At 62.1% G+C, this 21,718-nt stretch carries 21 protein-coding genes, 1 tRNA gene and 1 pseudogene; 10 read left to right on the top strand and 13 right to left on the bottom strand.

The features are described 5' to 3' along the window. Positions 1-66 precede the first annotated feature (66 nt). Positions 67-1,317, top strand: a complete 1,251-nt coding sequence (tyrS, locus tag J7557_RS04315; RefSeq protein WP_291417646.1) for a tyrosine--tRNA ligase — start codon at positions 67-69, stop codon at positions 1,315-1,317. Positions 1,318-1,461: 144 nt separating this feature from the next. Here tyrS and J7557_RS04310 read toward each other — a convergent pair whose 3' ends face one another. Beyond that, the gene (locus tag J7557_RS04310) at positions 1,462-4,932 is read right to left on the bottom strand and encodes a hypothetical protein (RefSeq protein ID WP_291417644.1); all 3,471 of its coding nucleotides are present in this window, start codon (positions 4,930-4,932) and stop codon (positions 1,462-1,464) included. A gap of 229 nt (positions 4,933-5,161) precedes the next feature. On the opposite strand from J7557_RS04310, the gene J7557_RS04305 reads away from it, so the two are divergent. Both J7557_RS04305 and J7557_RS04300 read left to right on the top strand, forming a co-directional pair. Beyond that, entirely contained in the window at positions 5,162-5,641 is a 480-nt protein-coding gene (locus J7557_RS04305; RefSeq protein ID WP_291417642.1) for a peroxiredoxin, read from the top strand. 84 nt (positions 5,642-5,725) lie between these two features. Then, a complete protein-coding gene (locus J7557_RS04300) occupies positions 5,726-6,865 on the top strand; it encodes a M23 family metallopeptidase (RefSeq protein ID WP_291417640.1) in 1,140 nt (379 codons plus the stop codon). A 164-nt stretch (positions 6,866-7,029) separates the two neighbouring features. Here the strand turns inward: J7557_RS04300 and prfB are convergent. Both prfB and J7557_RS04290 read right to left on the bottom strand, forming a co-directional pair. Continuing rightward, positions 7,030-8,152, bottom strand: a protein-coding gene (gene prfB, locus J7557_RS04295) for a peptide chain release factor 2 (protein WP_291417638.1) whose coding sequence is annotated in 2 segments (ribosomal slippage) — positions 7,030-8,082 and positions 8,084-8,152 — 1,122 coding nt in all. Because the reading frame shifts where the segments join, the coding sequence is not laid out codon by codon here. Between the two features lie 64 nt (positions 8,153-8,216). Further along, positions 8,217-8,720 (bottom strand): peptide deformylase, encoded by a 504-nt coding sequence (locus tag J7557_RS04290; RefSeq protein ID WP_291417636.1) that lies wholly within the window; start codon positions 8,718-8,720, stop codon positions 8,217-8,219. Positions 8,721-8,784: 64 nt separating this feature from the next. On the opposite strand from J7557_RS04290, the gene J7557_RS04285 reads away from it, so the two are divergent. After that, positions 8,785-8,861, top strand: a tRNA-Arg gene (locus tag J7557_RS04285). 132 nt (positions 8,862-8,993) lie between these two features. Further along, complete coding sequence (locus J7557_RS04280; protein ID WP_084587415.1) at positions 8,994-9,170, top strand: DUF2934 domain-containing protein; 177 nt, start codon at positions 8,994-8,996, stop codon at positions 9,168-9,170. Positions 9,171-9,234: 64 nt separating this feature from the next. Here the strand turns inward: J7557_RS04280 and J7557_RS04275 are convergent, their stop codons facing one another. Then, on the bottom strand, positions 9,235-9,465 hold the full coding sequence (locus tag J7557_RS04275; RefSeq protein ID WP_291417631.1) for a hypothetical protein: 231 nt from the start codon (positions 9,463-9,465) through the stop codon (positions 9,235-9,237). Between the two features lie 179 nt (positions 9,466-9,644). On the opposite strand from J7557_RS04275, the gene J7557_RS04270 reads away from it, so the two are divergent. After that, positions 9,645-10,253 carry a 5'-methylthioadenosine/S-adenosylhomocysteine nucleosidase gene (locus J7557_RS04270; protein ID WP_291417629.1) on the top strand — a complete coding sequence of 203 codons (609 nt, stop codon included), beginning with the start codon at positions 9,645-9,647 and terminating at the stop codon, positions 10,251-10,253. Here the strand turns inward: J7557_RS04270 and J7557_RS04265 are convergent. Beyond that, a complete protein-coding gene (locus J7557_RS04265) occupies positions 10,243-10,572 on the bottom strand; it encodes a hypothetical protein (protein ID WP_291417627.1) in 330 nt (109 codons plus the stop codon). The genes J7557_RS04270 and J7557_RS04265 overlap by 11 nt on opposite strands. Before the next feature lie 116 nt (positions 10,573-10,688). Here J7557_RS04265 and J7557_RS04260 point away from each other — a divergent pair, with 116 nt between their 5' ends. Together J7557_RS04260 and J7557_RS04255 are read left to right on the top strand one after the other, a co-directional pair. Then, on the top strand, positions 10,689-11,012 hold the full coding sequence (locus J7557_RS04260; RefSeq protein WP_291417625.1) for a hypothetical protein: 324 nt from the start codon (positions 10,689-10,691) through the stop codon (positions 11,010-11,012). A gap of 203 nt (positions 11,013-11,215) precedes the next feature. Then, a pseudogene (locus J7557_RS04255) lies at positions 11,216-11,572 on the top strand (cell wall hydrolase); the annotation flags it as partial. Here J7557_RS04255 and J7557_RS04250 read toward each other — a convergent pair. From J7557_RS04250 to J7557_RS04235, 4 genes are all read right to left on the bottom strand, one after another. Further along, complete coding sequence (locus tag J7557_RS04250) at positions 11,572-12,129, bottom strand: DUF2076 domain-containing protein (protein WP_291417622.1); 558 nt, start codon at positions 12,127-12,129, stop codon at positions 11,572-11,574. The pseudogene J7557_RS04255 and the gene J7557_RS04250 sit on opposite strands and share 1 nt — an antisense overlap. A gap of 81 nt (positions 12,130-12,210) precedes the next feature. Beyond that, entirely contained in the window at positions 12,211-12,513 is a 303-nt protein-coding gene (locus tag J7557_RS04245) for an EscU/YscU/HrcU family type III secretion system export apparatus switch protein (RefSeq protein ID WP_291417620.1), read from the bottom strand. Then, on the bottom strand, positions 12,510-14,045 hold the full coding sequence (locus J7557_RS04240) for a flagellar hook-length control protein FliK (protein ID WP_291417618.1): 1,536 nt from the start codon (positions 14,043-14,045) through the stop codon (positions 12,510-12,512). Before J7557_RS04240 ends, J7557_RS04245 begins: the two co-directional genes overlap by 4 nt. Positions 14,046-14,134: 89 nt before the next feature. Continuing rightward, complete coding sequence (locus J7557_RS04235; RefSeq protein ID WP_291417616.1) at positions 14,135-14,878, bottom strand: glycosyltransferase family 2 protein; 744 nt, start codon at positions 14,876-14,878, stop codon at positions 14,135-14,137. 188 nt (positions 14,879-15,066) lie between these two features. On the opposite strand from J7557_RS04235, the gene J7557_RS04230 reads away from it, so the two are divergent. Then, entirely contained in the window at positions 15,067-15,834 is a 768-nt protein-coding gene (locus tag J7557_RS04230; protein WP_291417614.1) for a FecR family protein, read from the top strand. A 76-nt stretch (positions 15,835-15,910) separates the two neighbouring features. Next, positions 15,911-16,684 carry an ion channel gene (locus J7557_RS04225; protein ID WP_291418297.1) on the top strand — a complete coding sequence of 258 codons (774 nt, stop codon included), beginning with the start codon at positions 15,911-15,913 and terminating at the stop codon, positions 16,682-16,684. A 1-nt stretch (position 16,685) separates the two neighbouring features. Here the strand turns inward: J7557_RS04225 and J7557_RS04220 are convergent, their stop codons facing one another. Genes J7557_RS04220 through J7557_RS04205 form a run of 4 tightly spaced genes read right to left on the bottom strand, consistent with a single transcriptional unit; the run spans position 16,686 to position 21,667 of the window. Beyond that, positions 16,686-19,388, bottom strand: coding sequence for a sensor histidine kinase (locus tag J7557_RS04220; protein WP_291417612.1), 2,703 nt, complete (start codon positions 19,386-19,388; stop codon positions 16,686-16,688). Beyond that, positions 19,389-19,622 (bottom strand): hypothetical protein, encoded by a 234-nt coding sequence (locus J7557_RS04215; protein ID WP_291417610.1) that lies wholly within the window; start codon positions 19,620-19,622, stop codon positions 19,389-19,391. Continuing rightward, positions 19,606-19,989 (bottom strand): response regulator, encoded by a 384-nt coding sequence (locus J7557_RS04210; RefSeq protein WP_291417608.1) that lies wholly within the window; start codon positions 19,987-19,989, stop codon positions 19,606-19,608. Before J7557_RS04210 ends, J7557_RS04215 begins: the two co-directional genes overlap by 17 nt. A gap of 55 nt (positions 19,990-20,044) precedes the next feature. Further along, on the bottom strand, positions 20,045-21,667 hold the full coding sequence (locus J7557_RS04205; protein WP_291417606.1) for a short-chain fatty acyl-CoA regulator family protein: 1,623 nt from the start codon (positions 21,665-21,667) through the stop codon (positions 20,045-20,047). Positions 21,668-21,718 lie beyond the last annotated feature (51 nt).

Raw genomic sequence — 21,718 nt, 5'->3', positions numbered from 1 at the left:
TCAACAGAGGTTCCCGCTTTCGCGGGAATGACACTGTGGGAGGAGCGGCATCTGGATCGCACCAAAATGACCAAGTACAAATCCGACTTTCTGCGCGTCCTCGATGAGCGCGGCTTCATTCACCAGATTTCCGATCCCGAGGGCCTCGATAAACTCGCGGCGACCTCCAAGATTACCGGCTATGTTGGCTATGACGCCACGGCGACGTCGATCCATATCGGCAATCTGATCACCGTCACCATGCTCTACTGGCTGCAGGAAACCGGCCACCAGGCGATCAGCCTGATGGGCGGCGGCACCTCCATGGTGGGCGACCCTTCGTTCCGCGACGACCAGCGTAAGCTGCTCACGGTCGAACAGATCGAAACCAATATCGCCAGCATCAAGCGCGTTTATGGCAATATCCTCAACTATGAAGGCTCCAACCCGGCCATCATGGTGAACAATGCCGATTGGCTGTTGAAGCTCAACTATATCGAATTCCTGCGCGATGTCGGCCGGCATTTCTCGGTCAACCGCATGCTCTCGTTCGATTCGGTGAAGCTGCGCCTCGATCGCGAGCAGTCGCTGAGCTTCCTCGAATTCAACTACATGATCATGCAGGGCTATGACTTCACCGAGCTGAACCGGCGCTATGGCACCGTGTTGCAGATGGGTGGGTCGGACCAGTGGGGCAACATCATCAATGGTGTCGACCTCAGCCATCGCATGGGCGGGCCGCAGCTTTATGCGCTGACGACGCCGCTGCTCACCAAGTCGTCCGGTGAGAAAATGGGCAAGTCGGCTTCGGGCGCTGTCTGGCTCAATGGCGATCTCTTTTCGCCCTATGATTTCTGGCAATATTTCAGGAATACCGAAGACGCCGACGTGGTGAAATTCCTCAAGATTTTCACGCGCCTGCCGATTTCGGAGATCGAACGCATCGGTGCGCTCGGTGGCAATGAGATCAACGAAGCCAAGAAGATCCTGGCGACGGAAGTGACCGCCATCGTCCATGGCCGCGATGCTGCCATTCAGGCGGCGGCCACGGCCTTGGCGACGTTCGAATCCGGCGCCATCGATCTTTCGCTGCCGACGGCGGAAGTGACGCACGCCGAACTCAATTCGGGCATCGGCATTCTCAATGCTCTGGTGACGGCTGGCCTTGCTGCCTCGAATGGCGAAGCCCGCCGGCATATCGCTTCGGGTGCGGTGAAGGTCAATGATGCATCAGTTGACGACGACAAGCTGAGCCTTGGCGAAAACGCGCTGCTGCCGGAAGGGGTTATCAAGCTGTCAGTCGGCAAGAAGCGCCATGCGCTGATCAAGCCGATCTGAGCTGGCTCTGCCCTACTCCGCCTGTCGTCATACCGGTCCCGGTAGTCCATGCCTCCGCGAGATGGATTGCCGGGACAAGCCCGGCAATGACGATGAGGGGATGGTTTGAATTTCAGGCGTCGCACTTCTGTGCGGCGCCTTTTTTCATTCCTGCGGCAGTTCGCGTGCCCGGAACTCGAACAGCTCGCGGAAGGCGCCGGGGACCAGCAGGGACAGCGGGTTGATCTGGAACTGCGGATTGTCCAGTGGCCCGCGAACGGCAAAGGTCACGCCGACGAGACCCTCTCCATCGCGTCCGCCCAGCAGCGGTCCGAGGAGCGGGATTTGCTGGAAGGCGTTGTTGAGGCCGAAGAGCGGCACATAGGTGCCGGTCAGGTCGTATTGGCGGCTGTTTGTGTAGATGAAGCCACGCATGGTGCCGCCGACCGTATCGCCCGACAACACGCCGCGGGTGACTTCGACGCGATCGCTGCGACGGATGAAGTCGGCTTCCGCCGCTGAAAAATCGAGGCGATTGCTGCGGGCGATGGCGGCGCGGGAATCGGAGTGATTGCCCAGCACCTGCGCCACATTGGCTTCATCAACGATGGCGAAGTTGCGCATGAGGAGGCGCCCGCCTTCCGCATTTGCTTCGCGGTCGGTGGTCAGCACGAGGCTGCCGCTGCCGCCGGCGAGCTGGGAGTAGACGCCAACGAAGCGCAGGACCGTGCCGGCATCGTTGAAGGCGACGCTAAGCGTGCGGCCGTTTGGGGCGGGATTGGTGGTCACGGAGAGACCATTGCCTTCGCCGAACTGGGCCGAGACCGTTGCGCTGCGGAGATCGGAACCGCGAAGGGCCAGGTTCAAGTCAACGTTGAAGGCCGTGGTGGCATAGAAGCCGATGGCGCGATCGAGCTGTACGTCGAGGTTGATCGCCTGGTTGATCTGCGTCGTCTGCACCCCGCCGCTGCCCTCGCCCAGGCTGAAGAAGCGGCTGAGGAGCGGCTTCAAATCGAGCTGCGCGCCGCGAATCTGAACGTCAAAGCCGTTGCCATTGGGTTTGAGGGTTAGCTGCGCGCTATCCCCGGAACTGAGGGCGACCTTATCAAACTCGGCCAGCACGAGGCCGTTGGTGGCGTGATAGTCGAGCTTGCCCGATAGCTGTACGGCACCAAAACCGAGGCTGATATCCGTGAGATGGGTCAGCTCGCCGTCCATCTTCACAGTGGCAGTGAGGCTGCCCGGCGTGCCGGCGGCCTTGCGAATGCCCAGATCCCTGATGGTCAGTCCCGCGTCGACGAGATCGACGGACATCTTCATCGTTCCGTCTGCCGCCGGTTCGGCCACGAACCGCACTTTACCCGACAGGAACTCGGAGGCATCGAAGCCGAGCTTGGCGAGATCGGCCACCTCGACGGTCGAGCCCAACTGGAAGACCGGCGCGGTCGTCGGCGTGCCGGTGACGGCGAGATCGGCCGCCATGCCGTCGATTTCGGCCGTGCCGCCAAGCTGGTAGCTGTCCTGCGTCGCCGAAAAGGTCAGTTGGCCATTGCCGATCGTGCGATCCTGGATTGGCTCGCTGCTGGCGAAATTGGTGACGGTTCCGTTGGCGGCATAGTCGATGTCCATCTCCTTGCCGGTTTCCGGCGCAGGTAGGCCGATGGTGGCGACGAGGCCGAGATCGATATTGCCGGTAATGGCGGCGAGGTCGATCGGAAGCTCGATCTGGTCGAGTGCCTCGGGCTGCAACTGTTCGGCCAGCGACAGCAAGGCTGGGATCGGCGCACCGAGGCTGCCGGACACTTCGAAAATGCTCTCCTCCGGATTGGAGGTTTCGAAGATCATGGCGGGACGCCTGACGGCAATCGTTCCCTCGTCGGTGTCGATATTGCCGCCATCGGCGGAGATCGTCGTCTTGGTGCCGGTCACTTGCAGGCGCGTCAGGCCATCGAGGGCAATCGGGTCCATGGCTTCGGTTGCTCGGACAACCACGTCGTCGCCAACGATGTTGATATCCATCGCGTCCTTTGGCATGGCCTTGGCCGTGCCATCGACCGCAAGTGTGCCGACGGGAAAATCGAATTCCAGCCGCCCCTCGACCACGTGGCCGCCGGTAACATTGGCGACGAACCAGTCGCGGCTCTCGCCCCCCATAAAATAGGGCCAGATGCGCTTGACGTCGTCGGCGGTGACGCCCTTGCCAGCCACGGTCATGTCTATGCCGAGGCCGGTCTGCAGCATGTCCATGCGGCCGGTGGTCTCGATGATGGCGTCGCCCTTCTTGGCAACGAACCGGTCGATCCCCACAGCGCCATAAAGTGGCGCCGACCAGCCCGAAAAGTCCATCGTGTCAAAAGGCTGTTCGGGCGCCGCCATGTCATTGGGGTGCAGCGCCACATCGGTGGCGCGGATCGACATGCCTATGGTCGGGCCATATTTCTGGTCGAGGCCCATGGCGAAAATGCCTGAAATGCGCCCCTTGCTCTGGCCGATCTGGATGGCGGAATCGGCGAGCCGGAAATGCCCGAGATCGGGATTCCAGTCGATTTCCATGATCGAGCTGACCACCGGAAAATAATCTGTGCCGATGCGCAGGTCGATGCCGGTCAGGTCGACGCGAAAGGTGCCGTCGACGAGTTTGCCGCCGGCAGGATCGAAACCGATATCGATGGAAAGCGCGCCGGTGCCACGCATCGCGGCCATGCTCGTCGCGTCGTCGATGAAGGGCAGCATGGCGGCAAAATCGATATTGGTGGCATCGACCTTGAGCCGTGACGTTCCATCGTCCTCGACCGCGCGATCGATCGTGCCGGTGACTGTCCGCCCGCCGATCCTTGCGGAAAATTCGCCCGTCGTCTGCCGTCCATCAGCGGATGGCCCGACTTCCAGCGCGACATCGTCGAACCGGCGATAAAGGCCATAGACGGAATCGGTCATGTCTATGGTCGCGTCGCGGACCACGAGCTTGGAAAAGCGGCCCTGCTGGGTCATCTCGACGAAATCGTCGATCCCCACTTCCATGGCTTCGAGATTGTAGACGAGCCAGTCATTATCCGAGCGCAGCTTGGTGCCGTCAGGGCCCAGGTTCAGCCCCTCGGCGCCGATACCGACGGGCGAATAGGCCTGCTCGCCTTCCAGCACGCGCAGTGTCGGCACGCCGCCCTCGGGATCTTCGACGATTTCCATGCGCGCAAGGCGCGGGCCGTGCAGATCCTGCACCAGCTGCAGGTGCGGCCCGACCACCGTGATCGAGGCGCCGGGTTGGCCCATCAGCGCGCGCAGGGGCGAAAAGCCGACTTCCAGCGCCTCCATGGCGATGCGCGAGCCGGAAAGCGTGTCGGTGAGCACAACGGGCGAAAACTGCACGACCGGCCAGACACCATTCTCGACGGCGATGGCCAGATCGCCCATTTCGAGCTTTGACGTGGCCGGCAGCATGGATTGCACGAAACCGCGGGTCGCATCCCCCGAAAATGGCAGGCGGATAGGGGTTATCAGTAGAACGAGGTAGAGAACCAGCAGCAGGGCAGCCGCAATGCCGAGGACCCAGCCGAGGATACGCCGTTTCCGGCGCCGTGGTGGAACGGGAGGAGGAGGCGGCGATGTTGGCGCGGGCTGATCTGCCGAAATTGTCACTCGCTCACGTCTATCCAGATCAGGGTCACCCAAGGGTGCATTGAGATGCAAAAGAAGACGGCCTGCCCATCGCAGTTTTTCGGCTCGTCCAGAAATCTACCTCAACACATCTTAAGCAGTGCTAATTCGTTGCAGAATCATCCGCCAGCCGGGCTGCAATGCCCAATGATACCGGCTGGATTGTGGCGCTGACACCCTCTAATCATTTGCTTCCAAAGGCGAGTCGATCATGACGCATTTGAAACCGGGCGATCCCGCTCCAGACTTCACCCTGCCCCGTGACGATGGCAGCAGCTTCACCCTGTCTGCACAGCGCGGCAAACGGGTGGTGATCTACTTTTATCCAGAAGACGATTCCGGCGGCTGCACCGACGAAAACATCGAATTCTCAGACCTTTCGCCGGAATTTGCCGCGCTTGGCGCCGTGCTGGTCGGCATCTCGCCCGACGATATTGCCAGCCACCAGAAGTTCCGGGCCAAGTATGGACTGAAAGTCCCGCTGGCTGCAGACCCGGAGCACATTGCCATCGAGGGTTTTGGCCTTTGGCAGCTGAAGAAACTCTATGGCCGCGAGTTCATGGGCCTTATCCGCACCAGCTTCATCATCGGCGCCGATGGCAAGGTTGAGCGCGTGATCCGCGCAACCCGCATCAAGGGCCATGCCGCCAAGATGCTGACTGCGCTCCAGGAACTGGGGCCTGCCTCCTGAAGCGCCTCAAGACTTTCGGTTTTTCTTAACCATGCTCACTCATAGTCTGCTTACCATAAGTGTTCGCAGCGTGAGGAAAGCAAGGTGGTCACCAAGGCCGGGTTCACAGACCACAAGCGCCAGGGCAAGCCGCCGATGCGGGGTGTTCATCCCGGCATTTTCTACGGCATGTTCGCGCTGCTCTTTGCCGGCAACGTCTTCGCCGGCACGGCTCTCTATCTCTCTCCCGACATCGCCCGGCTGCTCAATGGTCGCACCGACGAAGTGATCGGCGCCTATGAGGACCGGATCGCCCAGATGCGGGTCGAGATCGACCGTCTGCATTCGCGTAGTTTTGCGCAGGCCGGCGATATCAACCTACAATTGCAAGAGCTCTCCCAGCAGCAGGAAGTGCTGCTGGAGCAGCACCAGCTCGTCAAGGTGCTGGTCGAAAAGGCCGATTCCCTGGGGATCGCCGCGACCGACCTGCCAAGCGTCGATATGGCCCCGACCCTGCCTATCGCCAGCATGACGGGCAATCCCGATGTCGACGCCACGGCGCTCAGCCTAGAGCGTATGATGGGTGAAACGCAGATGGCGATGCACGGCATCGCCGCGGTTGCCTCGACGCGCGCCGATGAAATCGCCACGGAAATGCGCCAATTGGGCATTCCTTTCGCCCTCCCCGATCCGGAAGCGGATGCCATGGGCGGCCCGCTGCTGCCTGCGACGGACGAACTCAATGGCACACCGATGCTCGACGACGCCAATGCCGTCATGTCGGCGTTGCTGCGCTACAAGGCGGCGCGCGAAAGCCTTGATACGGCGCCAGTGCACATGCCGATTTCAGGCAATTTCCGGCAGAGTTCCAATTTCGGCAATCGCAAGGACCCGTTTACGGGTGGTCGCGCCTTTCACTCAGGCATGGACTTTGCCGCGCCGAGCGGTACGACCGTGATGAGCGCCGCGGCCGGTGTCGTGACCTATGTCGGTACCAAGTCCGGCTATGGCATGGTGGTGGAAGTGACGCACGACAACGGTCTCGTCACCCGCTACGCCCATTTGAGCGGCTATCTGGCCCGGGAGGGTCAGGCGGTGAACACTGGCACGCCCATCGCCAAGGTGGGGTCGACCGGTCGATCGACTGGGCCGCATCTGCACTTTGAAATTCGGAAATCCGACGAGGCGATCAATCCCAAGGCGTTTCTGGATGCTGGGAAGAGATTGGGTGCGGTGATCGGGTAACTTCACCGTTCGAGTTTGCCGCTCCACCCCCGCCCTGCCTCCCCCATCAAGGGGGAGGTGAAGGGATTGAGTGTCTGGCAAGATAGTGCCCCCAAACTCGATACGGCACCTCCCCCTTGATGGGGGAGGTTGGGAGGGGGGGGCACGAGTGTGGCTGGCGAGACTTAGTCTGCCTCGACGTCCGTTGCCACGCCCACGCGCTGCGCCAAGGCGGCTTCCATGAACTCGTCGAGATCGCCATCGAGCACGACGGAAGGCTGGCCGCTTTCCACGCCGGTCCGCAGGTCCTTCACCATCTGATAGGGCTGCAGGACATAGGAACGGATCTGGTGGCCCCAGCCGATATCGGTCTTGTTGGCCGCCTGGGCGTTTGCCGCCTCTTCGCGCTTCTGCAGTTCCATCTCGTAGAGACGGGATTTCAGCATGGCCATAGCTGTCGCACGGTTCTTGTGCTGGCTGCGTTCCTGCTGACACGCCACAATGATGCCCGAAGGCACGTGGGTGATGCGGATGGCCGAGTCCGTGGTGTTCACGTGCTGACCGCCGGCGCCCGAAGCGCGATAGGTGTCGACCTTGAGGTCGGCTTCGCGGATCTCGATCTCGATGGAATCATCGACCACCGGATAGACCCAGCAGCTCGAAAAGCTGGTGTGGCGACGCGCGGCCGAGTCATAGGGGCTGATGCGGACGAGGCGATGCACGCCGCTTTCGGTCTTGAGCCACCCGTAGGCATTGTGGCCCTTGATCTGGATGGTCGCGGACTTGATGCCGGCTTCTTCGCCGTCGTGCATTTCGAGCACGTCGACCTTGAACTTCCTACGCTCGGCCCAGCGGGTATACATGCGCAGGAGCATGTTGGCCCAATCCTGGCTCTCGGTGCCGCCGGCGCCGGAGTGGATTTCGACATAGCAGTCGTTGCCGTCGACTTCGCCGGAGAGCAGCGTTTCGATCTGCTGGCGGCGGGCCGCCTGCTTCAGTTCGAGCAGTGCGTTCTCGGCATCGCGTACGATATCGGCATCGCCCTCGGCTTCGCCGAGCTCGATCAGTTCGATATTGTCGGAAATGCCGGATTCAAACTCGCGCACGGCTTTCACCGCGACATCGAGTTCGTCGCGCTCGCGCATGATCACGCGGGCCTTTTCCGGGTCATTCCAGAATTCGGGAGATTCAGTTTGCGCCGTTAGCGCATCGAGACGGAGTTGTGCAGTATCCCAGTCAAAGATGCCTCCTCAGCAGGGTAAGCACCTGCTCGATTTCGGCAACGGCCTTTTCAATTTCCGCGCGCATCAAAAGTTCCTTTTCGAAAGTGCGCCCCGTTTAGCGGAGCGAGGCCGGAGGATCAACCTCTGCGTCAGCGGCGGCCGAGCTTGGCAAACCGCCGAATGGCCGCCACTCGCTTCAGCCGCGAGATCTTGGCGAGGAAGAACACGCCGTTGACCTGATCGATCTCGTGCTGAGCGACCCGGGCGGCAAAGCCCGAAAGGGCGAGTTCCCGCCCCTGCCCCGTCTCTTCATCGAAGGCGATTACTGCCGAATGGGCGCGCAGCACATCGACCTCGATGCCGGGCATGGAAACGGAGCCTTCCGGCCCGGCCTCCTGCGGCCCCTCGGTCGAGAGAATCCGCGGATTGTAGAGTACGCGATAGTCGCGCGTTGAGGGATCGCCGAGGCTGACCACGGCGACAGGCGCCACGATACCGATATGAACGGCGGCAAGCCCATACGCTCGCGCTTCCTCGGCGGCAGCCAGCAGCCGACGACCGGTATCGAGCAAATCGGCGTCAACCGGCCGCGCGGAGGCCGAATCGTTCAGCCTCAAATCGGGATAGAAAATAAATGGATCAGTCTTGGTCAAATCAGCATCCTCGGGGCGGCCATCTTGCATGTTATGGCCTTGGCTGGTAGGTCCAATCCCGGCTGGTCTCGTAGCTCAGCAGGATAGAGCGTCGGATTCCTAATCCGAAGGCCATGGGTTCGAATCCCGTCGAGATCACCACTGTCGCCCGCCCCGATTCTCCTCCCCTGCATTGTCAGTCTCACAGCGATCTCAAGCGTTTGCCTCGCGTAACAGGGTATTAACCAAAACCCCTCACGCTCGCTTCTGGTTACGCTTGAAGTGGAGAGCACCATGCAGGACGAAATCCAGCGCCGCGCCTATCATCTGTGGGAGGCCGATGGTCGTCCCGAAGGTATGGACCAGACCTACTGGTTCAAAGCCGTGTCCGAAATCGCGGCTGATGCCGCCAAGACCATCAAGCCGCCGCGGAAACGGGCCGCACCGCGCGCCAAGAAGGTCGCGGCTTGAGCTTGATCAGGTTGTCGGGACGGAAATGGCAGCAGGAGTGGCCCGCCGCCGCTCCTGCTTTTCTTTACCAGACGCGCGGCCAGTAGACGTCGTCGGCATAATCGGCTGGAATCGGCGACAGCCGGCCGATGGCCTGGGCGGCGTATTCGATCTGCAGGGCAAGGTGGCGGATATTGTCGGGAACCGGGGTGCCGGTAACGAATTCGCGGACGCGCCATTCTTCGATCTTGAGCGATTTCAGACGACGACGCGCTTCGTACTGCACGTCTTCGACCTCGACGGCCTGCCGTGGCATGACCCTTTCGGGCGCCGCTTCCGTCCACTCCCGTGACCCATTGATGACTGCGAACCGCACGATACGCCTGCCTTCCCGCTCCCCAAACGCCGGGAGCATGGTTCAATATGTCATCATTCCGTTACATAACCGGTAACGACCAGTACTTGAGCGGCATGGCAGCCATGCTAGTTTGAAGCATGACCATTCTCTATCTCATGGCTGCCAAAGCCGAATTCGGCCCGCATCTGGCCGCCCGCATCCAGCCCGTCATGATCGGCATTGGCCCGGTCGAGGCGGCGGTTTCCGCCACAAGAGCACTGATGGAGCGGCGCGACAGCTTGCCAAAGCTGGTCGTCTGCCTCGGTTCAGGCGGTTCCAACCGGCTGGAGCAGCTCGGTGTCTATCAGGCGATATCAGTGTCCTATCGCGATATGGACGCTTCGGCTCTGGGCTTTCCGCGCGGCGTGACGCCCCTGACAGACCTGCCGCCGACGCTTGACCTCGTACCGTCCATCGCCGGTCTCTTGCCCGCCACCCTTTCGACTGGAGGCAATGTCGTGACCGGCAAGGCCTATGACGCCATTGCCGAAGACATGGTCGACATGGAAACCTTTGCCGTCAAGCGCGCCTGCCAGGGTTTTGGCGTACCGCTGCTCGGCCTGCGCGGCATTTCCGATGGCGCCGAAACGGTCAGCCGCATCGAAGACTGGACGCAATACCTGCACATTATCGACGAGCGGCTTGCCGCGGCCGTGGATATTGTCGAAGCGGCCTATGCTTCGGGCGAAATCGACCTCACGCCTTAGGCGCGTTCTTGCGATCGCGGCGCTTGCGCTGCCAGGTCGTCCACTTGCGGCTGCCGCGCACGATAGCCAGGTTCACCGGGCTTTGCAGGAAGATGAGATCGAGGGCCAGCAGCAAAAGGCCCAGCGGCAGCATCCAGATGCCGAGGACCGGCAGGAAGCTGAAAATACCGCCGAGTACCAACAGAATGCCGAGCGGGATGCGGATCCAGCGCGCTTCCGGCCGGCGCAGGCGTGCCAGCCAGCCGCCGGCAGTGCGCGGAATCCTGCGCTCGAGCTTGTCGAACAGTCGATTGAGACGTTGGGCGTGCTTGCTCGTCATGTCGAAACCATCCGGCTCCCTAGCTCTCGGCCCCGGGTCGCGGGGTCGAAGTCATTGATTGTGTACGGAACTTGTGTCCGGCCAATGGCGTTGCGCCCATAATCAGGGAGTAACCCATGCATCTTGAAGATTTGTTCACGAACCGCCGCCGTCAACACGATCCGCTTGACGCCCTTGCCGCCCAGATCGGCGAATTGCGCCGCCAGACCAGGCATCTCAGCCGCACTTTGTCGCACAATGCCGGCGACGTAGCGGGCGATCTCGGCGATACCCTTTCCGATTGGGGTCACGATGCGGCGCGCCAGGGCGCCTGGCTCGCCGGCGTTGCCAGCCGCAAGGCGGTCCAGGGTGCTCGCGCCGTGCAGCGCGATCCCGTGCCGGTCATTGCGGTCCTCGGAACGGCCGTTCTGCTGGCCAGTCTCATCGCTCGTCGGCGCTAGCAATCTCTTAACCCTCCTTCTGAGGTCTTCCTTAAGGCTGTCGGCGCATTTTCGGACCAAGCCGCAACTCGGCAACACTCCGGAGATGCACCGTGGCCCAACTCGCCCGCCTCGCCCTCAAAATCTCGGCCCTTGCCGTCGTCGCCACCAGCCTCGCCGGCTGCAGCTTCCTCGGCATTAATTTCGGCATGGCGCAGATGAGCGACAAGGAATGCATGATGCGGGCCATGTATTTCGAATCCAACCGCTCGAGCCCCGACGGCATGCTTGCCGTCGGCACCGTGGTGATGAATCGCCTTTACGACTCGCGTTATCCCAAGAGCGTCTGCGGCGTCGTCGGCCAGAAAAACCAGTTCGCCCAGGGCGTTCTCACCAAGCCGATGACCGATAGCGGCGCTGTGCTGGCTTCGCAGGTTGCCGATCAGGTTCTGCGCGGCGCGCGTCACCCGGGTGTCCAGAATGCGCAGCATTTCCATACGGCCGGCCTGCGTTTCCCCTACGACAACATGTTTTACGTGCTCGAAGCCGGCGGCAACGAATTCTACGAAAAGCGAACCCGCTAGAAGTCGCCGCCGATATCGAAATCGCTGCCCCAATCGCCGCCACCATCATCGATGCCGGGATCTTCCGGCGCTGGCTCAGGCGGCACGTCGGCTTCGGCCGCATGCGCATCGCCAGTGAAAAGGCCGGCAAGAGCGCTGCCGAGCAGTAGCCCCCCGGTTACGCCAAGTGCCGTCTGCGCCGCACCGGCCAGAAAGCCGCCTCCACCTGCCGACCGCCGCCGATCATAGGATTCGTCTTCATGGGAACTCTGGCCCCACGGACCGCGCTGCGGCGCGCGAGGCGGCGTTGGCCGGTCATTTCCAAAAATTCCGCCGAGAAAGCCGCCTTGTCCCTGCCGGGCTTCCAGCGCTTCGATGCGCTCCTGAGCCTCGCGCAAGGCGGCTTCCTGCACGATGATCGTCTGCGCCATATAGTAGGCGGCAGCCGGATTTTCGGAGAGACGGTGGCGGATAAGCCGCTCGGCGTCGACATCGCGCGGGGCGCTATTGCGTTCGACATTGTGCAGCCGCTCGAACAGATCGTCGATGGCGCGTTCGTCTTCGGGTCTGATCATGACTGGTCTCCCTCGTCTGCATTGGGACATGGGGAGGCTTTGGCCGCGATGCAATGGCGCGAGGCGACGGTCACATAGATTTCACTGTGGCTCGGGTTCGTCCGGCTTCCAGCCGGTCGCCTGGCTCTGTCGCAGTACGAAGCCGATCACCGCCGCGACCGCCTCATAGAGCTCGACCGGAATGGTATCGTCCACCTCGACATGGCTCAAAGCCTCGGCCAGCACCGGATTGGCCTCGATGACGATGTCGTTTTCCGTCGCGATGGCCAAGATCTGCTCGGCAATCAGTCCCCTGCCCTTGGCGACGATACGCGGCGCCTGGTCGCTTTCCTTCTCATATTGCAGCGCTACGGCCAGCGGCGTCACTTTCGGCTCGTCCGTCATCGCTTCGCATCCACAAAGTGACCGGCGGCAGCCGGAGCATGCATTTCTCTCGGGGCACCGACGCGGACGACGAGCGCGCCGGGTTTGAGGCCGACGGATTCAAGGCTGGCGCGCAGCTCCTCAAGATTGTCCGAGAACGCCTTGGCGGTTTCATCGCGATCGGCCCAGAGCATGATGCCCGTCGTCTGTCCTCGCAGCGACACCTGCGCGCCGACCTCGCCCAGATCGGGTAAATTGACCGCAAAACGCACCTGCCAGCCACGATCCTCGGGCCGATTGGCGTCGCCCCCGCCATCGTGGTGGATCTGCAATTGCAGCACGGCCTGCTGCTGTCCGAGAGCAATCGGCAGGTCCGTGTTCCATTGGCTCTCGCCGCCCCGCAGGGCCTCCGGCAGCGAGGCATGCTGATGGAGACGCACCCGCGACAGCGCCCCTTCGGTGCGCTCCAGCAGCAAGCGCCCGAGGTCTTCTGCTTCGTCGGGCAAGTCGAGCAGTGGCACCTCGGGCAGTTTTGCCCGCGGCAGGACGTGCCGCAGCGGCGGCGGAATCTGTGAAATCTGAGCAATCTGCGGCTGGTTGCCGAGCCATTGGGCAAGGCCCTGTCGCATGGCAAGCAGCCCCGATTTGGTGTCGGCGCCGGCGGCCGCCGGAGATCCCTGCGCCAGCATCGCCTCCTGGAAAATGCCGGAACTGCGCAGCGCGGATTTGAGCGCGCCGGCATCGATCTTGCCGTCTCGTGTGCTCAACTGGTTGTCGAGAATCTGCCGCGCGGCCTTCAGCACCGGCTCGGGCAGGCCGGCGCGGCCGATGGCTGCGGCGAGCATGCCGGTTAGCGCGCCGATACTGCCTTGGCCCGGCAAGGCCTGCTGCACCATTTGCGCCAGCGCTGCCGCCTGGGGACCCGGCAATGCACCCTGCGCTGGCACGGTACCGGGCGGCGAGCCTGTCGGGTTCGCACCGAGCCCCGCCATGCCATAGGGCGCCGCGCCCGGCCGCTGCAATGCGGGCCCGGATGGCGCAACGGCAGCGCCCGGCGGAGCAATGATCGGGCCACCGGCCTGCGCCGACGGTGCCGGCGCAGCAGTTGACGGGGCCACAGGCGCCGCAATGCCTGCTGCAAGTCCAGTTGCTCCCGCCAGCGGCGCCGCGGCGCCGGGCGTTGCGCCGGCCACGCCCGCGGGCGGACCATAGGTGAGCGGCCCCTGCGGCACAGCGGGGCGCTGTGAAATCTCGACGCTGGTTGCCGGCAATTGCTGCGGCGCTACGGAGGACGGCGGTCGGCTATCGATCAGCGCCAGCCGCAGATGACCCTCGCCCTGTTGCACGCCAAGCGTGAGCAGGGAACCAACCGGCAAAGCATTGGGCAAAGTGAGGGACATGGCCTGCCGGCCAATCTGGACCAGGGTTGCCCCACCCTGTCCGGGGCCAAGCACCCTGCCTTCGACGGTCTGTCCCGGCGCCAATGCAAGCGCCCGCAGCATCGAACGGGCCTCGGCCTGCGATACAACGGGAAAATGCGAGACAATCGTCATGCACAGAGCGTCCCGGCCGCGTCATGCGGCCAGAATCGATCCTATGGGTGATTCCTAAAAATGTGGAGAGCTACCGGAAAACCGGGAGATCAATCCTTGCGCACGTCCTTGTAGTCCATCGTGGCCGGTTTGCCGCGGAAGGTGACCCAGAAGAAATTGAGCGTATAAGTCGCAGCGGTCTGGAACACGCCTTCCTTTTCGAGGCGACGGCCGGAGGTCTTCATCTTCAGAGCATAGGTCCACTTGACCCCCCCGACGCGCGACAGGCGCACGGCGACGTCGGTGTCTTCGCCGAAGAATTCGATGGAGCGGTCATAGCCGCCAACCTTGACCCAGGCATCGCGCTTGAAAACGAAATTGCCGCCCTGCACCACCGAGCCGACGCGCAGAATGAAGCGGTTGAGCAGGTAGATGAGATAGGTCAGGCCGTAAAAGGCCGAGATCAGCGCGCGGTTATGCAGCGCCATGTCGTAGTAGATATAGGGGCCGCTGAGGCAGACGAGTTTGGAATCCTTGTTGAACTCCCGCATCACCGTCGTCAGCCAGCCTTCCGGCACGATGGTATCGCTGTCGATATTGGCGATCAGGTCATAGCCTTCGCTGGCGGCAAAGCCGGCGTCGCGGGCATTGACGAGACCCTTCTTGGGCTCATCGACCACGCGTACGCCGGCAAAGCTGCGGGCGATTTCCCCGGTGCGGTCGGTGGAAGCGTTATTGACCACGATCACGTCAGCCGGCACGCCGGAGCGCTTGATCTCGGCCTCGACCGATTCAAGGCACTTCCCGATCAGCGCCTCTTCATTGTAGGCGGGGATGACGAATGCCAGCTTCATTGTTTTCCTTCTGCCGGGTCGGCCGACGCTTGGGTGGCGCTGCTCATAGCGCGACATCTGCCCGCGAGCAACCTTCAGGCCCCGTTCAGGCTGGATCGGGAAGTTTCCAAGAGGTTCGCCGATTGCTATAGTAAGCTATAGCGGGAAGTCCCGGCGTGTTTGAAAGTTGTTCCGGCGTGGAGAACGTCATGCGTCGACTTGTCTTGAATGCGGCCATTCTCTTGTGCAGCGGCATGTTGCTTGCCGGTGCCGCTCATTCGGCCGAAGGCCAGGCGGTCGGCGTCGATCCCGATGCCGTGGCGCGGCTCTCGGGAACCGACCGAATATTGGCAGTCGGCGCCGATATTTCCCTGGGGGAGCAGGTGGTTACCGGCCCCTCGGGACAGGTGCAGATCGTGTTTTCCGACCAGACACGGCTCGTTGTCGGCCCCGGCAGTGCCCTCATAATCGAGTCCTATCTCTTCAACGGCAATACTGCGGACAAATTCGCCATCAATGCGCTGGCCGGCAGTTTTCGTTTCATTTCCGGCCACAGCCCGAAATCGGCCTATTCGATCAATACCCCGACGGCTTCCATCGCCGTGCGCGGCACGAAATTCGATTTCAACGTCAGGCCCCCGCGCACCGATCTCATGCTCTATGAAGGTGCCGTGCGCCTCTGCTCGACCTCCGGCCAATGCCAGGAACTGGTAGCGCGATGTGATCTCGGGACGGTCGATGCCAGCGTGGCGCAATTGGTCAACCATCGCGATCCCACCCATCCGGAACTGAGCGCGGCCTTCCGCTATGCTCGCTTCCAGACTCCGCTCCTGAGCCAGTTCCGTGTCAGCGGCGCGGGAAAATGCGCCGAACCGCCGCAGGACCAGGGCGTTCCTGGAAGCCTCTCCCCTCTGGGCGGCGGCTCGGGCTCCCCGCAGACCCAGCAGCCAACCCGTTTCCCGACTTTCGGGAATTAGTCGGCGAAAGCGGCGCATTGCAAGGACTTGGCCTCTGACCACCACCACCCCGAAAACGACTGATAAATCGGGCGAGCTGGGCTGGTTCGCGCGGCTGCGCAAAAGGCTGCGCATCCTTTATCACTCCCAGGCGCCTTTCGCCCTGCGCTTCCAAGCGGCAGTGCTGATCGTCGATCTCGCGATCATCGCCTTCTTCATCGCCAGTCCCCTGATCAAGGGGCGCGAATACTTCCTCTGGATCGACTACTCGATCGCGGCCGTGGTCTTCATCGAACTCGTCGCTCGTGGGCTGGCGTCGACCAGCATCACCCGCTGGTTGCGCCAACCGCCTGTCATCATCGATATTTTCATCCTGATTACCCTGCTGGCGCCGACCTGGCTGTTTAACCTCGGCTTCCTCCGCATCCTGCGGCTCTGGACGCTGAGCAAATCGACCATCGTCTGGCGGCCGCTGATCAAGCGCCGGCTCGGCGCCTATCAGGAAACGATCCAGGCGGTGATCAATCTGCTGGTCTTCGTCTTCGTGGTGACCGGCTTTGTCTACACCGCGTTTGTCAGCGAGGATTCCGGCATCGTCGGCTATGTCGACGCGCTCTATTTCACCGTCACCACCATGACGACGACGGGCTTCGGCGACATCACCCTGCCGGGCACTTTCGGAAAGCTCGTTTCCATCGCCGTCATGCTGATGGGCATCTCGCTTTTCGTGCGGCTCGCCCAACTCATCTTCCGCCCGGCCAAGGTGCATTTCCCCTGCCCGCAATGCGGTCTCGCCAAGCACGAGCCGGACGCTGTGCATTGCAAGGCCTGCGGGCATATCCTGAACATTCCCGACGAGGGAAGTATCTGAGCTAGCCCCGGATCACCGGCAGGCGCAGCCTGAAGCAGGCGCCGGGCAGCGGGCTTGGCGCGAGGTCCAGCGTGCCCTTCATGCGCTTGACGATCTGGCGGCTGATGGCAAGCCCCAAGCCGGCCCCAGTCTGATCGATGGCGCCCCGCTGCCCTCGTGAGAACTTTTCGAAGATCAGCTTGCGCTCGCCCTTGCTGATCCCGGGGCCATTATCAGCGACTTCCACGACGAAATTGCCCGACCGGAGCGCCGAGGTGATCTGCACGACGGGTTCTGCCGCATCGTTATATTTCACCGCGTTGGAAATGAGATTGATGAACACCTGGCACAGCCGGTCCGGGTCACCCTCGACCATGGTGGGTCCGGCGCGCTCGCCGTGATCCACGCGCATGCCTTTCTGGCTGAGGAGCGCATCGCAGACCGAGAGGGCCCTGTCGAGCGCCGCATCGGCATCGACCGGCCCGCTCTGCCAATTGCGCTCGCCCCGCTCGAGCGCCGAGAGATCGAGGATTTCGTCGAGCAGTTTTGTGAGTCGCAGGCTCTCTTGATGGATGGTCGAGACGAAGCGCTGGCGCTGCTTGTCGTCCAGCGAATGACCATCGAGCAGGATTTCCGAAAAGGAGCGAATGGAGGTCATGGGCGTGCGCACTTCGTGGCTCACCTGACTTAGAAATTCATCCTTCTGGCTGTCGAGTTCTCGCAGCTGAGTATTGGCGTCTTCGAGTTTTTGCGCCGTCAGCCGCAGCTCGGCCGAAGTCTTTTCCAGCTCCTGCGAATAGACGATGACCTGCTGCGTCTCGTCGGCCATCTGCATCATCTCTTCGAGCGACACGTCGCTGCCGGCGACGACTTTTGAGAGCATAACATGAGCCGATGCCGCGCCGATGGAGCCAGCCAGCTCGCGCTCCAGCCGTCCGACGAATTCCGGTGTCGGCTCGAAGCCGATGGGATCGACGCCGCTATCGCGCGCCGCCGCTTCGAACAGTGCCGCTGCCTTTTGCTCGCCCAATACGCGCTCCGCCACGAAATAGAGATCGTTGGCGGTCGCCGAACCCGGGGCAAAATTGCGCTGCGGCAGATTGGGGCGGCGGAACACATCGACGAAGGCACTCGCCTGAATGCGCTCCAGCGCTGACGGCGTCGTCACCAAGGAGCCCAAGGTCAGGGTGAGAATATTGACCGAGAGGCTCCAGAACGCGGCATGGGCCAGCGGGTCCCAGCCTTCGAGGCCGAACATGGCCTCCGGCCGCAGCCAGGAAATACCCCATGGGCCTTCCTGCAATAGCAGCGAAACGGCGGGCGATACGGAATCGAACGAGGGCAGAAAGCAGCACCAGGCCCAGGTGATGAAACCGAGGAGAATGGCCATGGACACGGCTTTCAGCGAGGCGTCCTTCCAGAAAATGGCCGCCAGCAAGGCCGGGAAGAACTGCGCAATGGCGGTGAAGGAAATCAACCCGATCGGCGCCAAGGCGTCGGAATCGCGGGTGAAGAAAAAGTAGAAAAAACCCAGCGACAGGATGAGCATGATTGAGAACCGCCGCGCCACCAGCAGCACGCGGCTCACCCCCTGCCCGTCCCCATATTGCGGCGGGCTGAAGCGCAGCACGAGCGGCATGATGATGTGGTTCGACACCATGATCGAGAGCGCGATGGATTCGAGGATGATCATCGATGTTGCCGACGAGAACCCGCCGATAAAGGCAAAGAGCGCCAGCCCGTTTTGTCCGGCCGCCAGCGGCAGGGTCAGCGCGAACATATCGGGATTCGAGCCCTCGGGCATCACGGTCAGCCCATAGATGGCAATGGGCAGGATGAAGATGCTCATCAAGAGCATGTAGGCCGGAAAGGCCCAGCCAGCGATGCGCAGATGGTTCTCGTCGGAGTTCTCGACCACCGTCACCTGAAATTGCCGCGGCAGGCAGACAATGGCGGCAATGGACAGCGCGAGCGTTGTCAGCCAGCGGCTGTCGAAGCTGGTTGAAGTGTCCACGACAATGCCTTTCGCCGCTGCCTGGCTGAAAATCCCCTCAAACCCGCCGCCGATGAAGACGACGAACACGCCCACCGCTACCAGCGCCGTCAGCTTTACGACGGCTTCGAAGGCGATAGCGGCCACAACGCCATGGTGCTGCTCCTTGGCATCCACGTGCCGCGTGCCGAAGAGGATCGTGAAGAGGGCCATGCCGGCCGCGACGCCGAGTGCCAGTCCGACATCGTCGATACCCTTCAAGCTGCCTTGCCCGAATTCGGAGGAGCCGGCCACGGCCTGGATGGACGAGGTGACGGCCTTCAATTGCAGCGCAATATAGGGCGCGATACCGATCACGGCGATGCAGGTGACCAGCACGCCGAGCCGGCTCGACTTGCCGAAACGCGACGACAACAGATCGGCCACCGACGTGATGCGATAGAGATGGCTGATCCTTACGAGGCGCCGCAGCAGGAAATACCAGCCAACGAAAACGATTGTTGGGCCGAGGTAAATCGTTAGAAATTCCAAGCCACTACGGGCAGCATTTCCGACGGCACCGTAAAAGGTCCAACTGGTGCAATAGACCGAAATCGACAGCGTATAGACGGCCGGCGAGTTGAGCCATGATTTCGGCTTGGCCCGGGCTCTCCGGTCGCCGAAATAGGCCAGCACGAAGAGCAGGCCGACATAGGCCACGGCGGTCGCAATGACGAAATCGGCCGATAGCATCTAGCCCTCACCCTCCTCGCCATTGGTCGAGCGCTCGCGAGGCAGCCGGCTCGTCAGCACACCGGTGCCGACGATCAACGCCAGCCACACACCGAACAGGTAAAAAACGATCTGCGGTACGCCGAGCACGGTAAAATCGTGATTGAACAGATGCACCAGTGGCGGCACGAGCAGCAACAAGCCTGCCGTGGTCAGCAGGAACATGCCGCCGACAATCTTACGCCGCTCCGGCATCTTCGCCCAACAGGTGACGCACCGCGCCTACCACCTCGGCATTCGAATAGGGTTTTGTGACAAACCCGTTGGCGCCAAGCTCTTCGGCAATGCGTCGATCCTGCTGCTGGCCCTTGGCCGTCAGGATGAGTACCGGCAGGTTTTCCGTGTCCGCATCGGCCCGCAGGTGTTTCAGTATGTCAAAACCGCTGCGCTTGGGCAGCATGACATCGAGCACCAGCATGCGCGGTTTTAGGCGGCGCACGCCTTCGAGTACCGCATCGCCATCGGTCACGGAGCTAATACTCCATCCGGCACGCCGAAGGATGAAGTCCAGCGATTCCAGAATAGACGGCTCGTCCTCGGCAATCAGGATATCAATAGCCAAATCTCCCCCCAGTGCCCGCGGTCTCCCCTCCGCAGGCGCGCACACTAAAACCCAATCAGCCGGAATCGCCAAGGCCGAATTCTTGCGGGATGAGCGGCAGGCGTGTCACCGAGCGCGGCCCATCGGGCGTCAACATCTCTTCCTGGCGTGCCGGACAACCCCGCCGCGTACAGAGCCGACAGGTCGGCCCGACGGGCACATCGGCCTCGTGATCGTCGAGATCTAGCCCCGAAGCATAGACGGTTCGATCGGCGTGCAGCACGTCGCAGGCGAGCATGATGGAAATGTGCGTCGTCGGCTCCCGATAGGAGCCGGGCCGCCTTTGCAGAGAGCGGGCGAGGAAGAGATAGCGCGAGCCATCGGAGAATCGCACCATCTGCCGCAGGAGCGTTTCCGGCTGTCTGAAAGCTCCATAAATCGACCAGAGCGGGCAGGCATGCCCCGAATTGGGCAGCAACAGCCCAGGCAGTGGAAAGTGCTTGGTCAGGCGTCCCGCAGGGTCGGAACGCAGAAAACCAAACGGAATTCCTTCCTCGCCCGGTCGGCGCAGCGACACCAGCCGGTGCGTTACCTGCTCGAAGCTACCATTAAAAATCTGCCGCAGTTGGTCGATGTCGTAGGCGAGGCTCTCGGCTTCGACAAGAAAGCGCGAATAGGGAAAGACGATGGCTCCCGCCAGATACGACCCCATGGCCCGCGCGGCCAACCGTCGCGTCGTTGGGCTGGTCAGCACTGCCGCGTCGAGCGTGTCGCGCAACACGTCTGCCGCTGACAGTTCACCGAGTAAGCGCGCCAGTTGAAACTGCCGCGTGGCGAGGGTTGTCGAGCCCTGCAGCCACATCACCCGCTCGTCCGCCGCAAAGCGGTACTGTCCGGGGAAATCCTCTACGCCCGATGACCCACCGATCTGCGTCCGCACCCCGAAGCGTCGCTCCAGTTCTTCGGCTAGCAGCGCGGGCCCAAAACTTCCCCGCGCGTCGAGCTCGCTTCGCAAGTCCTCAGCCACCCGTTCGAATTGGGGGAAATAATTCTGCTGCTCGATGATGAGATCGTCGATTTCGCGCATGGCCGACACATTGCCCGCCACGCGGCTGCTGCTGTCGAACTGGCCAATCAAGCTGCGCGCAACATCGCTCAGCGCCCGTGCCTCGCGCCCGATGGCCCCCAGAAACCGCTGGCGCTCCGTCTCATCGAGGTCAGGCACATCTTCCAGAATTTCCGCGCTGGAGCGCACCGCTGTGATCCCTGAAAGGATCTGATGCAAAAGCTGGCTCAGCATCGGATCGGAGCGCAATCGATCGGCATAGCTGTCCGCACTCGCCACCGCATTGGCATAGGCCCGGTGCAACCGCGCGATGGCCCCGGCGCTGGCCGGATATTGTGCCACCAATTGCCGTCTTTCATCGGGCTGAAAGTCGAGCGATTCGACCACCGGATCGGCATAGGCCTCCTCAAGGTCCTGCAGCAGCTTCTGCTCGTCTTCGCCCGTCAGGTCGGCGGTCTCGATCTGCAAATGATGCGCCACACGCTGCAACAGGGCCCCGCCAATGTCGCGTTTGTTGTTCTCGATGAGGTTTAGGTAGCTAGGCGAAATGCCGATCTGACGCGCCAGCGCGGCTTGGGAAATCCTTAGCGATTTCCTGCGGTTGGAGATGCGAAACCCGATGGGCGCCCGCATTGCCGTTCCCTCCCCGAAACTGCATTTGCAAATGAATTTACTAGATCGTCT

Origin of the sequence: Devosia sp., assembly GCF_017744655.1 — a bacterium.
Classification (GTDB): domain Bacteria; phylum Pseudomonadota; class Alphaproteobacteria; order Rhizobiales; family Devosiaceae; genus Devosia.
Note: the sequence above shows the minus strand (reverse complement) of the source record. Positions and strands in the feature narration are given on the sequence as shown.